Source organism: Mesorhizobium sp. WSM4819 (genome assembly GCF_055811215.1).
Map to the genome: position 1 here is coordinate 57,044 of NZ_JBVVQO010000022.1, position 15,891 is coordinate 72,934.

The 15,891-nt window shown below is 61.4% G+C and carries 14 protein-coding genes and 1 pseudogene; 5 read left to right on the forward strand and 10 right to left on the reverse strand.

The window, feature by feature from the left end:
• The first annotated feature begins 126 nt into the window (after positions 1-126).
• Complete coding sequence (locus tag AC0L18_RS20210) at positions 127-1,476, forward strand: SLC13 family permease (protein WP_091589963.1); 1,350 nt, start codon at positions 127-129, stop codon at positions 1,474-1,476.
• Between the two features lie 173 nt (positions 1,477-1,649).
• Here AC0L18_RS20210 and hutC read toward each other — a convergent pair whose 3' ends face one another.
• The 8 genes from hutC to AC0L18_RS20250 form a co-directional block, all read right to left on the reverse strand.
• Positions 1,650-2,384, reverse strand: a complete 735-nt coding sequence (hutC, locus tag AC0L18_RS20215) for a histidine utilization repressor (RefSeq protein ID WP_473493887.1) — start codon at positions 2,382-2,384, stop codon at positions 1,650-1,652.
• Positions 2,381-3,403, reverse strand: coding sequence for a zinc-dependent alcohol dehydrogenase (locus AC0L18_RS20220; protein WP_473493888.1), 1,023 nt, complete (start codon positions 3,401-3,403; stop codon positions 2,381-2,383). Before AC0L18_RS20220 ends, hutC begins: the two co-directional genes overlap by 4 nt.
• 6 nt (positions 3,404-3,409) lie before the next feature.
• A complete protein-coding gene (gene hisD, locus AC0L18_RS20225; protein ID WP_473493889.1) occupies positions 3,410-4,732 on the reverse strand; it encodes a histidinol dehydrogenase in 1,323 nt (440 codons plus the stop codon).
• A gap of 34 nt (positions 4,733-4,766) precedes the next feature.
• Positions 4,767-5,567, reverse strand: coding sequence for an ABC transporter permease (locus AC0L18_RS20230; protein ID WP_473493890.1), 801 nt, complete (start codon positions 5,565-5,567; stop codon positions 4,767-4,769).
• The gene (locus tag AC0L18_RS20235) at positions 5,564-6,508 is read right to left on the reverse strand and encodes an ABC transporter permease (RefSeq protein ID WP_091589968.1); all 945 of its coding nucleotides are present in this window, start codon (positions 6,506-6,508) and stop codon (positions 5,564-5,566) included. The genes AC0L18_RS20230 and AC0L18_RS20235 overlap by 4 nt, the downstream gene beginning before the upstream one ends.
• 65 nt (positions 6,509-6,573) lie before the next feature.
• Positions 6,574-7,680, reverse strand: coding sequence for an ABC transporter substrate-binding protein (locus AC0L18_RS20240; protein ID WP_027156434.1), 1,107 nt, complete (start codon positions 7,678-7,680; stop codon positions 6,574-6,576).
• A gap of 35 nt (positions 7,681-7,715) precedes the next feature.
• Positions 7,716-8,858 carry an ABC transporter ATP-binding protein gene (locus AC0L18_RS20245; RefSeq protein WP_473493891.1) on the reverse strand — a complete coding sequence of 381 codons (1,143 nt, stop codon included), beginning with the start codon at positions 8,856-8,858 and terminating at the stop codon, positions 7,716-7,718.
• Between the two features lie 102 nt (positions 8,859-8,960).
• Positions 8,961-9,734 (reverse strand): SDR family NAD(P)-dependent oxidoreductase, encoded by a 774-nt coding sequence (locus AC0L18_RS20250; RefSeq protein WP_473493892.1) that lies wholly within the window; start codon positions 9,732-9,734, stop codon positions 8,961-8,963.
• 234 nt (positions 9,735-9,968) lie between these two features.
• Here AC0L18_RS20250 and AC0L18_RS20255 point away from each other — a divergent pair.
• A pseudogene (locus AC0L18_RS20255) lies at positions 9,969-10,210 on the forward strand (plasmid stabilization protein).
• 208 nt (positions 10,211-10,418) lie between these two features.
• On the opposite strand, the gene AC0L18_RS20260 reads toward AC0L18_RS20255, so the two are convergent.
• Positions 10,419-10,661 (reverse strand): hypothetical protein, encoded by a 243-nt coding sequence (locus tag AC0L18_RS20260; RefSeq protein WP_473493893.1) that lies wholly within the window; start codon positions 10,659-10,661, stop codon positions 10,419-10,421.
• Positions 10,662-11,187: 526 nt separating this feature from the next.
• On the opposite strand from AC0L18_RS20260, the gene AC0L18_RS20265 reads away from it, so the two are divergent.
• Together AC0L18_RS20265 and AC0L18_RS20270 are read left to right on the forward strand one after the other, a co-directional pair.
• The gene (locus AC0L18_RS20265) at positions 11,188-11,814 is read left to right on the forward strand and encodes a transglutaminase-like cysteine peptidase (protein ID WP_473493894.1); all 627 of its coding nucleotides are present in this window, start codon (positions 11,188-11,190) and stop codon (positions 11,812-11,814) included.
• Positions 11,815-12,101: 287 nt separating this feature from the next.
• The gene (locus tag AC0L18_RS20270) at positions 12,102-12,839 is read left to right on the forward strand and encodes a TylF/MycF/NovP-related O-methyltransferase (protein WP_473493895.1); all 738 of its coding nucleotides are present in this window, start codon (positions 12,102-12,104) and stop codon (positions 12,837-12,839) included.
• Positions 12,840-12,855: 16 nt separating this feature from the next.
• Here the strand turns inward: AC0L18_RS20270 and AC0L18_RS20275 are convergent, their stop codons facing one another.
• Positions 12,856-13,938 carry a GSCFA domain-containing protein gene (locus AC0L18_RS20275; protein ID WP_473493896.1) on the reverse strand — a complete coding sequence of 361 codons (1,083 nt, stop codon included), beginning with the start codon at positions 13,936-13,938 and terminating at the stop codon, positions 12,856-12,858.
• A gap of 147 nt (positions 13,939-14,085) precedes the next feature.
• Between AC0L18_RS20275 and AC0L18_RS20280 the strand changes: the two genes are divergently transcribed.
• Positions 14,086-15,891 carry an ABC transporter ATP-binding protein gene (locus tag AC0L18_RS20280; protein ID WP_473493897.1) on the forward strand — a complete coding sequence of 602 codons (1,806 nt, stop codon included), beginning with the start codon at positions 14,086-14,088 and terminating at the stop codon, positions 15,889-15,891.

Here is a 15,891-nt window from a genome sequence, read left to right on the forward strand (position 1 = left end):
ATCATCCGGCTCTAGGAGGCGCTGACGACCCTGCGTTGGTGCTTGGGAGCGAGACCAAAGCAGGCTGATCTACCACCGATGGAAATGAGAACGGGCGCCTGAAGGCGTTTCCCGAGGGAGGAAGCTATGAACATCCAGATTCTGTCGATCGCGCTGCTGGTCGGCATGTTCGTGATCGCCACCATGCAGCCGATCAATATGGGCGCACTCGCCTTCGCATGCGCCTTTCTGGTCGGCTCGCTCGTCATGGCTATGAAGCCGGCGGAAATATTTGCTGGCTTCCCGAGCGACCTCTTCCTGACACTGGTAGGCATTACCTACCTGTTCGCCATCGCCCAGATCAACGGTACTATCGATTGGCTGGTCGAGGGCGCGGTCAAACTGGTGCGCGGACATGTGGCGTGGATTCCCTGGGTCATGTTCCTGGTCGCGGCCGTCATCACCGGCTTCGGTGCGCTGGGACCTGCGGCGGTCGCCATCCTGGCCCCGGTGGCGCTGGGTTTTGCGTTCCAGTACCGCATCAATCCGGTCATGATGGGATTGATGGTTATTCATGGTGCACAGGCGGGCGGCTTTTCGCCGATCAGCGTCTATGGCGGCATCACCAACCAGATCGTCGAAAAGGCGGGGTTGCCGTTCGCGCCGACATCACTGTTTCTCTCCAGCTTCTTCTTCAACCTGGCAATCGCCGTCCTCGTATTCTTCGTCTTCGGCGGCTCGAAGGTGCTGCGTAAGTATTCGGTCGCGTCGGGACCGCTGCCTGACCTCCACCCTGAAGGCGTCACGCAGTCAATCGTCGGCCACGGCGGCACGCCGGCTACTCCGATCAGCCATCACGTCTTTGAGGAGCAGACAAAAAATGTGTCGGCGCTTTCCGGCCTGACTACGGAAAGGCTGACGACATTAGTCGGCCTAACCGCGCTCGCGGTCGGCGCACTTGTCTTCAAGTTCAATGTCGGCCTGGTGGCGATCACTGTCGCGGTCGCGCTCGCGCTCCTCTCGCCGAAGACCCAAAAGGCAGCGATCGACAAGGTCAGCTGGTCGACGGTGCTCCTGATCGCCGGCATCATCACCTATGTCGGCGTCATGGAGAAGATCGGCACGATCGACTACGTCGCCCAAGGCATTTCAAGCCTGGGCATGCCGTTGCTGGTTGCACTCCTCCTCTGCTTCACCGGCGCCATTGTATCGGCATTCGCCTCGTCCACGGCATTGCTGGGAGCCATCATTCCACTGGCCGTGCCCTTCCTCCTGCAGGGACAGATCAGTGCCATAGGTGTGGTGGCGGCGATCGCGATCTCCACCACCATCGTCGACACCAGCCCGTTTTCGACCAACGGTGCGCTGGTCGTCGCCAATGCCCGGGAAGCAGAGCGCGAGGGCGTGCTGAAGACGTTGCTGATCTACAGCGCGCTTATCGCCATCATCGGCCCTGTCATCGCCTGGCTGGTTTTCGTGGTCCCCGGTTTGGTTTGAACGGTCGGCCAATCAGTCTGGCCGCTCCGGTGCAATTTGACCGGCGGCTAGGCTTGACCCGAAATGATCTGATCGGCGTCAACAAGAAAAACGGCGCAGGCGGAGCTGATTGCCTATCAAGGCAGCCGTTTGGCCGATAGCGCCGCCCGCCCTGCCTGGCGGGCTGTCGCTGCTCATGCGGCGGGTGAGGGCGCGTAGCGGCTGCCCAGCGAATAGCGGCTGCCGACATAGGTGAGCTTGTTGACAGTGGCGACCGCCGCGCCCGACCAGGTCCGCCGATGCAGGAGCAGGCAGGGGTCGCCGGGTCGGATCATCAAATGGCGGGCCGCCGTCTCTTCTGCGGCGACGGCCGAGATCACATGCTCCACTTCCGTCAGCGGCGTCGCCCGCTGCAGGTAGTCGTAGGTGGTGGTCGCCACGAAATCCTGCCGATGGTAGTCGGGTGCGAGAGCCGGATTGACAAAGCGTTCCTCGAGCTGGACGGGCACATCGTCTTCGAAATGCACGATGATCGAATGGGCGACCGGTCTGCGGCGCGTGAACTCGAAGGCGACGACGAGGTCCAGCGCCGGGTTGCGGATCTTCTCGAGGACGATGACCTCGGCCCTGTGGCGTGCGCCGCGCGCGGCGATCTCGCCGGCGATGTTCCTGATTTCGATGAGGGCCGATTGCGGTTTCGGCGGCGCCACAAAGGTGCCTACGCCCTGGATACGCAGCAGGTGGCCTTCCGAGGTCAGTTCCCTCAGCGCCCGGTGTACCGTCATCCTCGAGACGCCTAGCGTGCTGACCAGCTCGTTTTCGGAAGGCAGCCTGCGGTCCTTCGGCCAGTTGCCGCTGCCGATATTGCCGAGCACGTAGTCCTTGACCTTTTCGTAGAGCGGCCCGGCGGTTTCGGTAAGCCTGATCATCGTCCGCTCTCCATCCGGACGATGGTCTTCAACCCGCCGCTCACGCCGGCGATCAGGCGCTGGTAGGCGGCGGGAATTTCGCCGATCGCGATCTCGTCGGACACGAAGCGCGACAGCGCGGGCGCGAGATCGCCAAGCATCGAGACGGCCGGCGCAAGCTCGTCGGTGAAGGCGTGGCAGCCGACAAGCGCGATCTCGCGCTCAACCAGCAAGTTGGGATCGAGGTCGAGGCGGCCATGCGAAATGCCGACCAGCGCCAGCGTGCCGCCACCGGCCAAGACATCGAGCAACCGCGCCATCACCGCGATGCTGCCCGTCGCGTCGACGGCATAGCGTAGATCGGGGGCATGACGCAGATTGGGATCACAGGGCAGGGCGTCCAGGTCGACGACGGTCGCGCCGCTCACCTTGGCCACAAGCTCCGCACGCGCCGCATTGCGGTCGGCGACGAGCACCGGTCTCTCGCTGCGCCGCGACAGGAGCAGCGCCGCCAGCCCGCCGATCGGGCCGCAACCGGCAATAAGCACCGGCGCCCCGGCCGGCGCCGACAGCCGCCGCACTGCGTGCAGGGCGACCGCCAGCGGCTCCGCCATGGCGGCGATTGCGGGATCAAGCGCCGGGTCATGGCGCAGGAGCAACCGCGCCGGCAGCTGCGTCTCTTCCGCGAAGCCGCCGTCGCAGACCTCGCCTACAAAGCCCAGTGTGGCACAGACATTATGCCGGCCGGCGCGGCAAGCAGGACATTCGCCGCACCAGAAGCGCGAATCGGCCACAACCCGGTCTCCGAGCGCAAACTGGGACACGCCGGCCCCCACCGCAGTCACCTCGCCGGCGAACTCATGCCCGGCGACGCTCGGCGCGCGGCTGATCCACTGACCGGTGCGGAAGTTGTGGAGGTCGGAGCCGCAAATGCCGGCGGCCGTCACCTTGAGCCGCACCCAGCCAGGCGCTGGTTCGCCGGGAAATGACACGTCCTCAACCCGCAAATCACCCGCCGCATGGAGTCTGGCCGCCTTCATCGTCCGCTACCGCGCCAGATATCGGTCGCGCACGTCGGAGACGGCGTGTTCATGCGAGGAGAAGCTTTCATAGCGGGCAAGTGTGCGGGCATGGCGCGCGAATTCCGGATAGGCCGCGGCCGTCACGTAGCCGATCGAAGAGCGCTTGACGAAATCCGTGACCGAGAGCGGTCCACAAGTACGGGCCCAGCGACTGGTCGGCAGCACGGCGTTGGGGCCCAGCCCGAAATTGCCGATCGAGACCGGCGTGTGCGGCCCCATCAGGATCTCGGCAGCTTCGGTGATGTGGCCAAGATGCGCGAACGGGTCGGTGGAGAGGATCTCCAGATGCTCCGGTGCGTAGTCGTTGATGAAGCGGTAGCTCTCCTCGATCGAGGCCGTCAGCACGATGCCGCCACAGGCGCCGGTCAGCACCGCGGTGGAGAACGCGACCCGTTGCTCGCTCATGCGCGCCCAGTGCTCCGGCAGCGCGGCCAGTGCCTCCTCCGCCACGCGGCGGCTGTGGGTCACCAGATAGGCAGACGAGTCCGGTCCGTGCTCCGCCTCGATGAGGAGGTCGAGCGCGGCCAGCCCGCCATGCACGCTGTCGTCGGCGAGGATGATCGCTTCGGACGGGCCGGCGGGAAGGCCAGGATCGATGACGCCGGCAAGCAGCCGCTTGGCCGCAACCACCCAGGGGCTGCCCGGACCGACGATCTTGAGCGCGGCCTTGACCGTCTCTGTGCCGTAGGCGACTGCGGCCACCGCCTGCGCGCCGCCGCATTTGTAGACCGTTTCGACGCCGGCGAGGCGCGCCGCAACCAGCGTCGCTGCGTCCACCGAACCATCGGGCGCCGGCGGCGTGACAATGGCAAGCTCCGGGACGCCCGCCACCACTGCGGGCACTGCGGTCATCATCGTCACCGAAGGGAACGCCCCTTTGCCGCGCGGGACATAGAGCGCCACCGAGCGGATCGGCGTGAAGCGGTCGCCGGCAAAGGCGCCGGGCCGCATTTCCTTGAGCCACATCGCTTCCGGTTTCTGCTCTTCGTGGAAATGCCGGATGTTGTCGATGCCGAAGCGAATGGCGGCGATCACGTCCTCGTTGACCATGCCGAAGGCGGCGTCGAACTCGGTGGGGCTGACCTTCAGCCGCGTGGCATCGAGATCTGCCTTGTCAAAGTCGCGGGCGAAGCGAACGAGCGCGGCGTCGCCTTCTGTTCGGACCGCCTCGATGATCGGCGCGGCCTTCTCCATGAAGCCAGAGAGATCGGTCTCTGAGCGCCGCATCAATGCCGAACGAGCGGCGGCGTCGAGTTGGCTCAAATCGTGGAATGATACGTTTGGCATAGGATTTCCTTTGCGGCCCGACGAGCCGGCTTCCTCATTTCGATTTCAGGAAGATGTCGAGCCCGACCAGCCTGTCGAGCAGGAAGATGGCGACAGCCGAGCAGGCGATGAAGATTACGGAGATCGCGGCGAGATCCGGCGTGATGATCGAGCGGATGGAGTTGTAGATCAGCACCGGCAGCGTCACGATACGCGCATCCACGAGCAGCAGGCTGACCAGGAATTCGTTGAGCGCAAGAATGAACATCAGCAGCGAGCCGGTGATCACCCCCGGCATGACCGCCGGCAAGGTGACGGAGAAGAACACCTGGAGCGGCGGCGCGCCGCAATTGGCGGCGGCCAGTTCAAGGTCCGGGTCAAGCCCGGTGGCGCTGGCCGTCACCGCCCAGATCATGAAGGGCAGGTTGATGACGCAGCAGGCGATGCCGACTGGCCAGAGCTGGCCGAGAATGCCGGCGTTGCCGAAGATCAGCATGAGGCCGATGCCCGATCCGATCAGCGGGATGGTGAATGGCAGCAGCAGATAAATCTGGATCGTCTTCTCAAAACGCACCGCATATTTCGCCAGCGCGATGCCGGCCAGCGTGCCCACTGGAATGGCAACGATCGTGCAGACCGTCGCGACCTGGAGCGTGCGCATGAAAGCATTGCGCAGGTCGGAGGCCTGCGAAATACGCGCGTACCACCGCAGCGACAGTCCATCCGGCGGAAACGTGATGATGTTGCCGTCGGTAAACGAAGCGCCGAGCACCACGATCGTCGGCGCCGAAAGGGTCACCAGGGCGATCGTCACCAGAGTCCACAGGACAATCGATTTGCTGCGCGAGCCGATCACGTCCGCGACCTCCCCATGGCGAGCGTTCCGGCTCCAAACAGCGCGAACACCAAGCCGACAAGGATTGACCCGAGCGCGACCAGCATAAGCGCCAGCATCGCGCCGAGACCCTGGTCGGAGGTGCGGAAGAACTGGTCGTAGATGGCGTTGGCGATAAAGTCCTGCGAGCCGCCGCCAAGGATCGCGGGGACTGCGAAATCGGTGAGCGAAAGCGTCAGCACCACCACGCCGGCGCCGACGAAGCCTGGACGAGCGAGTGGCAGCACGACGTGGATGAACGTGCGAACCCAGTTCGCGCCGAGCGATCCAGCGGCTGCCTCCAGCTCTTCGGGAATGGCGGTGAGCGCCGGCGCCAGCATCAGTACGGCAAACGGCAGCATGTACTGGACGAGGCCGAACAGCACGGCGGGGTAGTTATAGATGAGCCGCATCGGGGCCACCCCGACAAGGCCGAGCGCCTCGTTCACCATGCCCTGGTTGCCGAGGATGATCAGCCAGCCATAGGCACGCACCACCTGGCCGATGAAGAACGGCAGGAACAGCGCGATCAGCAGGAATTTGCGCAATCCTGGCGAACGCGTGCGCACCATCAGATAGGCGTAGGGAAAGGCGAAGACGAGCGTCACCGCGGTGACGATCAGGGCGGCAACGAGGCTGCGCTGCGCGACGACCAGGAACAGTGGCTCGGTCAGCGCGCGGCGGAAATTGGCGATGGAATAGTCGTCGGAGAACTGGAAGGTGGTGGTGTCTAGCGTGCGCAGGCTGGCATCCGCGATCTGGATGAGACCAAGCACGAGCAGCCCGACAAGCAGCACCGCCGGAAGCAGCATCAGATAGGGCGTAGCGCGCCTGAACCGCGCCGGCCAGATAGCGGCGGCGACGCCTTCCAACGCATCCATGATGCGCCATGTCAGGGGATAGGCTGTCCTGGCTGCCCGCATGAGAATCCGTATCCGACGTCGTGAAGGAACCGGTGCTGCACGAGCGCAGCACCGGCCGACCGGCGTCAGCCCTGCATGATCGCCTTGAACTTGGAAAACCACTCGCTCTCGTTCTCGACCTGGATCTTCGACGAGATGCGGATAAGGCGCTGGAAATCCGCTTCAGTGGTCGGATAGGACGGATCGCCCACCAGATCCTTGGGCGGCGTGAGGCCCGGCACCACGCCCGGCAAGCCAAGCCCGTCCAACCAGATCTGCTGGGCTTCCTTGGTCAAGGCGTGATTGATGTACTGCTTGGCCCAGTAGAGTTCGTTTTCCGGCAGGCCCTTGGGGATCCACAGACCGTCAGTGTCAAATTTTGCACCCTCTTCCGGCACCACCCATTCGATTTTGACGCCGTTCTTGCGCGCCTCCCGGGCGTTGGTCGAGATGGTGCAGGCGGCGTCGATCTCGCCGTTCTGGAACCAGGTGGTGAAGTCGGGATCCTCGCCGAGCAGCGGCTGCTGTGCCTTCATCTTGGTGATGAAATCCCATGCCGGCTGCATGTTGCCCGGTATGTCCTCCAGCTTGCCACCACCGGCGACCTGGGCGGGGAAATGGAAGCCGATGCCGTCATTGTAGAAGGCAAGTCGACCCTTGAACTTCGGGTCGAGCAGATCTTTCCAGGACTTGGGCGGTCCGTCCGGGAATGCCGCAGGCCGATAGGCAAGCACATAGACATAACCGTAGGTATTGACGATCGGGAAACCTTCCAGGCCGGCCGGCTTGGCAAGGTCCGTCACATTGGCCAGGTTCGGCAGGTCGGAGAGGTCTTCCGTCACGCCGCGCAGTGCCGATTTCGTGGCATTGGTGGTGGTGTCCCAGTTGATATGGATCGGCGGGACGCGTTTCTGCGCCACGGCCGCCCAGACCTTGGGCTGAATCTCGTTGTCTTCGGTCAGGTCGTGACGGACAGCAATCCCCGTCATCTTGGTGAAGCTGTCGGACACCCCGGCCTTCAGGCTATCCACCCAGCTGCCGCCCCAGGCGCGCACGATGATCTCCGCCGGCTTTTCCGGTTCCTGCGCATAGGCGCCGCGCAGGCCGAGCGCTGAGGCGCCGCCGAGCGCAGCGGTGGCCTGAAGGAAGGTTCTGCGGGAAACATGGGATATCTTCGGCTTGAAGCGCTTCATCTGCATTCTCCTCTGGGTTTGACTGGTTTCCGGTTCTATCGAAAAACAAGCATGTCCCTGGCATTCCACCCCAGGAACACGCTTTCGCCTATGTCGAACTGCGTGTGCGCGGCGGGATCATGGTCGAAAACGCGAATGACCTCGTCGCCAATTGCGGCGCAGGCGACCTCGTAGACCATGCGCTCGCCTTCGAAGATGGTGTCGGTCACAGTCCCGGCCAGCATGCAATCAAGCTTCGACAGCTGCGCAGCATCGCCCGCGAGACGGATCTGTTCGGCGCGGATCGCTCCCGATGCCTTGTCGCCTTCGGCAGGCGGATTGACCGGATCGCCGACCTTTCCGGCAAGCATCAGATCACCCCGAACGATGGAAACATCGCCCATTTCCGATACGGCCCGTACCGTGCCGGCAATGAAGTTGGTGACGCCGATGAAATTGGCGACGAAGGCGTTGCGGGGCTGGCGGTAGGTGTGGATCGGCCGTGCCTTCTGCTGGATCTCGCCCTGATCCATGACGACGATATCGTCGGAAACCACCAGCGCCTCGCGCTGGTCGTGGGTGACATTGATCGTGGTGACGCCGAGCTCACGCTGGATGCGGCGGAATTCGAGCTGCATTTCCTCGCGCAGCTTGCGGTCGAGCGCAGCCAGCGGCTCGTCGAGAAGCAGCAGGTCGGGCTCAAACACCAGCGCGCGCGCAATCGCGACGCGCTGCTGCTGCCCGCCGGACAATTCGTGAATGCGCCTGCCGCCGTAGCCCCCGAGCCGGACCAGCGCGAGATATCGCTCGACGCGGTCGGGAATGGTGCGTGCGTCGCGCCGACGCATCTTCAGCGGGAAGGCGACATTCTCGGCCGCCGTCATATGAGGAAACAAGGCAAGCCTCTGAAAGACCATGCCGATCGACCGCTTGTGCGGTGGCACCGCGCTCACCGCTTCACCGTTGATGAAGATCTCGCCGCTGCTCGGGGTCTGGAACCCGGCGATCATGCGCAGGAGGGTTGTCTTGCCGGACCCAGACGGCCCGAGAATGGTGAGAAACCGGCCCTTCGGCAGATCGAAGGACGCATTCTTGACGGCTTGAACCCCATCGAAGTCCATCCCGACGTTGCGGACTGTGACGGCGATTTCCCCGTCGCCTTCCGCTTCGTGCGAAGCTGCCCGAAAACGCTCCTGCATTGTGGTTCCCCTTTTGTCGCCGGTCGCATGCAAGAACGCCCAGCGTGTCAGGTGGTATATACAACCATATACAAGCTCGGTCTACACGATCCTCTCAGTCGCTCAGATGGATGCGAGATAGCCGCCGTCGACCGGGAGGCAATGCCCGGTGACATAGGCGGATGCCCCGCTCGCCAAAAACACGACTCCTCCGGCCAGATCCTGCATCGTGCCGAAGCGCCGCTGCGGGATCTTGGCCAGCATCGCCGTCTGCCAATCGGGATCCTGATAAAAGGCGTCCGTCATCGCCGTATGGAAATACCCCGGGGCGATGGCGTTGACGCGGATGCCGAGCGGAGCCCATTCCGCGGCGAGTGCGCGGGTCATGCCTAGAAGCCCGGACTTGGACGAGCCGTAGGGTACCGCGGTCGGAATGCCGACATAGGAGGTCAGCGAGCAAAGATTGATGATCGCGCCACCGCTGTTGTCGTCAGCCATCCGCCGCGCCGCAGCCTGCGCGCAGAAGAAGGCGCCCTTCAGATTGGTCGATACGATGCGGTCCCATACCGCCTCGTCCACGTCGAGCGAGGGCTGGACTTTTTCGTAGCCGGCGTTGTTGACCAGAATGTCGAGCCCACCAAAGGCATCCGCCACCTCGTCGACCACCACGCGGATGCGATCGGTGTCGAGCACGTCGAGGGACCGGCAAAGCGACCTTCGCCCATGTGCGCTAATTCGGTCCGCCGTTTCACGAAGGGAATTTTCGTCGCGGGCGGTCACCGCCACATCGGCGCCGGCCGCCGAGAGCGCCTCCGCCATGGCCTGGCCGATGCCGCGGCTGGCGCCCGTCACCAGCGCCTTTTTTCCCGTCAGGTCGAACAGGCGAGGGGCGTCCATGGCGGTTTCCTGCATTCCCGAAAAAAAACCATGCGGTCGGATTGGAAACGAACACCAGTTGCGGCCGGTTGTCTATACATCTTGCGCTATTGCGGGGGTGCCACCAAACGGCGCGGCGCCGGTTTGCGGCGATCGCTTGAACGACAACATCCCGGATGCCCCAACAGAGCGCCATCAACTGGCGTCTCGCTGGCAAAAGCCATTAAGCTCTATCAACGGCAAAGGGAGTCCCACATGGTCGAACCGCGGCTTTCCGTGCGCAGCGCAAAGGCGCGTGATCTTGCGCACAGGCTGGCTCGGCGCGAGAACCGCTCGATCGCCGACGTGGTTGAGCGCGCGCTGGAATCCTATGAGGTTCGGCAAGCCGGTCGTGGCCGGCGTCGACGTTCTGCTCGCGTATCGCTAGCACTTATGGCGTCGAAATCGACCTTGAAGCAGCGACCCGGGGCCCTCGGCAGGTTGATGCGGAGCTTTGATCTTCCCTGCTGCCAGATTCATTTCCGAGACGCTGAAGAAGTCGCCCGAGCCTGCCTTGTCGCATGGTTGTTCGCCATGGCGCCTCGACACGCTCGCCTGAGGTGAATTCACCCTAACGGCGCGATTTTCCTGGGCGCCCTGGTCCAACCACCCCCGCGGAATGCGGGGTGATTGGACAATTTTGCATGGGTGGAAAAGTTCAGCGTATCAACGGCTGCCCGCCCACGGCGCACGACCCCTAAGGACCTTGCCGGGCTGTGGCTGTTCTTCTTGCGGAGCGACCACCGGTTGAGGCAAGGAAGCCGTGTGACTGGTATCCAAGGTCATTCCGCTGTTGTCGATGCCAGTAGGGAAGCCGCGGGTCGGGTCGCGGTCCGGGTTTTGATTGGCAGCGAGCGAGACTCCTGTCGACAGGGCGAGGAGGGCGATAGCGGTTACAAGTTTGTTCATCGTACTGTTCCTTTCAATAATGAGCAGACCCGCCGACGGCGGCCCGCGCGGAATTGACTCCTGCTTTGCGAAATCCCGTCGGCTCTCTGTCTCGCCATCATGACGAGGCTTCCTGCTCACGGATGAAACTACGCTGGGCCTGTCGCAGAGGTTTGCCCGAGTGCTATCGAAGTGTATCCGAATGTATGAGAATCCATGCGAGGTCCCGCAGCTCTTGGACTTCGACAAATTTGGCTACAATTTTTTTGGCCGCCTGTCGGCGTTTGCGCGGCCAGATACCTGTCGGGCGCCGTCATCAGGTCCAGGTAAGCGGCGCTGCCGAAGAACGCCGATGACGTAAAAGCGGGACAATTCCCCTGATCGGGTGAACGCATAATTTGCTGATTGGGCGACCGCGCGGCGCCCACCGTCAGGTGGTTCGCGACCGTCGCTTTAAATTGTGCGGCGGCTGTGTTGATGCGCCTATGAAAAGATGGTAACGCGGTATTAAAGATTGTTTCGGGCTGTTACCTCTGGGGCGGGGCGAATGGGATTGGTGGTACCGCGGGCATGGCTGTGTGCCGGCCTACTGATAGGCTTGATGATGTCCGCGACGCCGATGGAGAAGGCTTCGGCCGACGTCGTGCCTGGCGCCATGGCCACCGGGCAGCCAACCTCCGTCCCTGTCGGCTACATCGAATTCTGCAGGCGGCGGGCCGCGGAGTGCGCAATTCGATCAGGCATCAGCGCTCCCGTCCTTCTGTCCGCGGGCATGGAAGGCAAGCTCGCCTCCGTCAACAAGCTGGTGAACAGATCGGTCAGGCCCGCGAGCGATCTGGACGTTCACGGCATGATGGAATTCTGGTCCTATCCTGACCACGCGCTCGGCGACTGCGAGGATTATGTCCTGCTCAAGCGCCAGTTGCTCAGGCAGCAGGGCATATCGCTGTCGAACCTTCTGATCACCGTCGTCAGGAAGCCGGACGGCGAGGGGCACGCGGTGCTGACCGTCAAGACCGACAAAGGCGACTATGTGCTCGACAACCTCAACGACGATGTGAAGCCTTGGTCGGTAACTGGATATCGATTTATAAAAAGGCAGACGTCTACGCATACCGGGCGCTGGGTCGCGATAATCGAACACCCCGATGTACTGGTCGGGGCAGTCGACTGAACCTCCCGAATTAGCGGATCGACAATGGCTGGCGCCAGAACGGCCACGAATGCCCGGCTGCGCGTCTGTTTCCGCACCGGCCCAGACACATGACCCGTGATCTTGAGTCGCACTGCATGGGAGTTCCATTCCAGGCATAGGCTTATTACGAGCATTGGGACGCGCTCCTTGCGGCGCTCGATAAGCCAGGGTCGACCAAGCCCCGAACTCACATCATGGCGCGCCTGATGCCGGCGGAGCTTTCCCTTCCGCCGGTTTTATGAACATATCGAATGCTGGAGGTACGGATGAAATTGCGAGACGTGGCGCGTGCTTTTATCTCGAAAAAAAGCAGAGGCGTGGCTTGGTACAAGGTTTCTCAGAAGAAGGCCGACAAATACGGCTTCTATGTTTATTCCAGTCACATGGTCTGGAAGGACCAGCCATTTTTCCGAAAGGCGCTGCAGCGGGTCAAGGACATAAGCGGGATTCCAGATCCTCGCGCTTTTGTCCTGCAAAGCAGTTTGCGATCGATCGAGCGCATCGACGGCGATGTGGCCGAATGTGGCGTAAGACAAGGCCGCTCGACCATATTCATGCTGATGAGCGACCTGCGGCCACGGCACTACCATCTTTTCGATTCGTTCGCCGGCCTCTCGGAACCAACCGCGGAAGATCGTAAGCGAAACGGCCGAATGCCGTGGAAGTCCGGCGATCTCAGCACCGACGAGAGCGTCGCCAGGGAGAATGTTTCCGGCTTCGGCAACACCACTTTTCATGTCGGATGGATACCAGCGACTTTTTCCGACGTATCCGACCGGCGTTTCGCTCTGGTCCATATTGACGTCGATCTATACGAGCCGACGCGTGACGCGCTCACCTTCTTCTACGACCGGGTCGCCGCGCATGGCATGATCATCTGTGATGACTACGGCTCCGCGCTCTGTCCTGGAGCCCGAAAGGCCTTTGATCAATTCTTCGAAAACCGCCCGGAAGGCATTATCGAACTTCCAACCGGGCAGGCGATTGTCGTAAAGGCAAGCTAGTGCTGAATGGCCGCGGCTACGACGGAGCAAAATATGCATTGAAGAACTGTTCAACGATCTCGTCGACGACAGCTATCTTTACGTGCCGTAAGTCCTCTCTATAGCTACGAGCAAGGCCTCCATAGGTGACAAACTCGAACGAGGGAAGGTAATGGACATTGTCCCGTTCCCGGCAGACTTGACCAAGCACAGCCCGAAGAACGGATTTGCCTTCAGTGCTCGCGGTGACGACATCCGCGTCCTGAAACGTCCGAGCCAACGCAACCGGTGAGACGGTTAGAATTATCGGTGCATGGGGTTTGTGTTGACGGACCATGTCCACGGTGGCCATCACGTTGGCGTAGTTTTCCTGAAAGCTGCTGACGTGAAGCGTCGTTTCCTGCATCCCGCCTCCGCCACGATAGAGCGGTTTCTGTGCTGCTATTTTGCCACTGGCCTTGTTGATGAAGACCTCAGTCATTCCGAAGGTGAATATGAATGCCGTCGATGCATCGAAGCCAACCCGCATCTCTCGGTTCATGCTCTCAATCACCTCTCGGAGAACTTGCGGAGATTTGGCGAAGATGCCGCGGCGGTACGGGTCCTGAAAGCAGGTTGGGCCCCAAGGAGCACGTTTCTTGACCTGCCACCAGTCGTCATCGGCCTGATCCCACAACCCGAGCATTTGCTCGATCTGAAGGCGAACTGTGAAAGTGTTGTAGAAGTTCATATGCTCCTGCCGAGGCAATTCATCTACAATGGCCTCTGCCGGGTCGAAGCTGATATTTCTATAAGACGGAACGCATGCGATCTGTCTGCTTGTCAATCCACGTCGAATTTCCTGTGCGAAGCAACTCCCCATTGTGAAGAAAATATCGTCAGAAGTGAATATTGAGGTTTTGCGGATTGTAATGGCGCCAGAACTGACAAAGTCGTCGTACTTCGTGGTTGATTTGGTCGATGCCATCAAGCGGATAGGTTTAATGTATCCGAGTTGGTGGCGAAGCCGAAGGTACTTTCGTCGAATGCGCTCTAGTAATGTCACAATAGCTCCATGATCTTCATAGCTGGCCGCCGACAGCAATGCCCGACATTTAGTCCGCTTCGCCGCCAGCCGCAATCAGGAGGATTCAAGATTGACTATAACTTCGAACGAAGTCAGACGTCAGGTACCAGTTTGGCGCATGTGTGACAGCGTCGAGAGAATTTCATGGATCGGCAGGAGCGAGGGTCGTCACAAAAACGATACATCGCATCGGGAAACGGAATGAGCGCAAAGAAACGAATTTCAGCGGCCCTGACGTATCCGCCGGTCAAGCGCCTGATCGTCGAAAACTTGCCACCGCATAAGACGCTGTATGTGACAGGTTTGCTGTGTTCGATCGCCGCTGCGGCGGCGACCGGCGCAACGGCTTGGATCATGAGTGTCATGGTCAATACGATTTATGTGGATCGCAATGCTGCCGCCGCATGGGGTATCAGCCTCGTAATTATCGGCATTTTCCTGGTCAAGGGGATCGCCGACTACTGCCAGACTATCACAACGGGGAAGATTCGCCGGGCTATCGTTTCAGACCTTCAAAACCGCCAGTTTTCCCGAATGGTGCGTTTCGACATCGGCCGGTTCGCCAACCAGCATCCGGCGAAATTCGTCTCCAAGATCATGTTCAACGCGCGCGCCGGGGCCGCCGTTATTCTCACCCTCACAAGCAGCTCTGTCTCCGATGTGCTGAAAATGATTGCCCTGGCAAGCGTCATGGTCAAGCAGGATCCGGTGATGTCGCTGATATCCGTGACAGTTCTGCCGCTGCTGTTCCTATCGGTGGGCGCCCTGACAAGAAAGCTCAAGGCGCTGGCAAGGGGTGAGACGGAGTTGGCTGCACTGGTCCAGTCGATCGGCACGGAAGCCGTCGAAGGCATCCGCACCATCAAGTCCTTCCAACTCGAAGACAAGGCAGCCGCCAGCTTCGCAAAGGCCGTCGGCAAGATGGAAAGGCGCGGCATCCAGATCAACCGCACATCGGCGTTGATGAGTCCATTGATGGAGACCGGCGGCGGTTTCATTATCGGCCTTTTCGTTATGTATGCCAGTTGGCAGACCCTCGGCAACGGCAAGACTCCGGGCGAATTCATGGGCTTCATAACCGCCTTTATGCTGGCCTATGAGCCCGTCAAGCGGCTCGCCCGGGTCAATGTCGACATCCAGAAGCAAATGGTGGCCGTGGAGCAGATGTATGATTTGATCGACACGCCCGAACAGCGACAACTCGCAACCGCGGGCGAGCATCTCACCGATGTCGAGGGAAGCATCCGTTTTGAAGATGTCGCCTTCACCTATGGCGGCAACAGCCCGGCACTGCACGGTGTTTCCTTCGAGGTGCGACCTCGTGAGAAGCTGGCGATCGTCGGCCGCTCCGGCGCCGGAAAGACAACCATCGTCAATCTTGTCCTGCGCCTGATGGAGCCGGACAAGGGCAGGATTCTCCTCGACGGAAAGGATATTTCGAAGATCAGCCTGGCCGACGTTCGCGACAATATCGCACTGGTGTCACAGGACGTCTTCCTGTTCGAAGGCTCGATCCGTGACAACATTCGTGACGGACGCCCGAACGCCACCGATCGGGAGATCGAGGCCGCGGCGGACCTCGCCCGGGTCACCAGCTTTGCCTCTAACCTGGAAAACGGGCTCGATACGCTTGTCGGGCCGAGCGGTACCAATCTGTCGGGCGGGCAGAAACAACGCGTTGCCATCGCACGCGCCCTGCTCAAAAATGCTCCCGTGATTGTGTATGATGAAGCAACATCGGCGCTCGACGGCGAAAACGAGCGGGCGGTCATGGAGGCAGCCTTCGACGATGCATTTCAGCGCACGGTGATCTGCATTGCGCACAGGCTTTCAACCATCAAGGCGGCCGATCGCATCCTCGTATTCGACGCAGGCTTGCTCGCAGACTCCGGGACTCATGACGAGCTTGCCGGGCGCAGCGAAATCTATCGCTCGATCTTCCATCTGGAAGCGTCCGCTCCGATCGTCGAAGGCGGCAAAACGCTGCGGCAGAGCGTATCGCGCTGA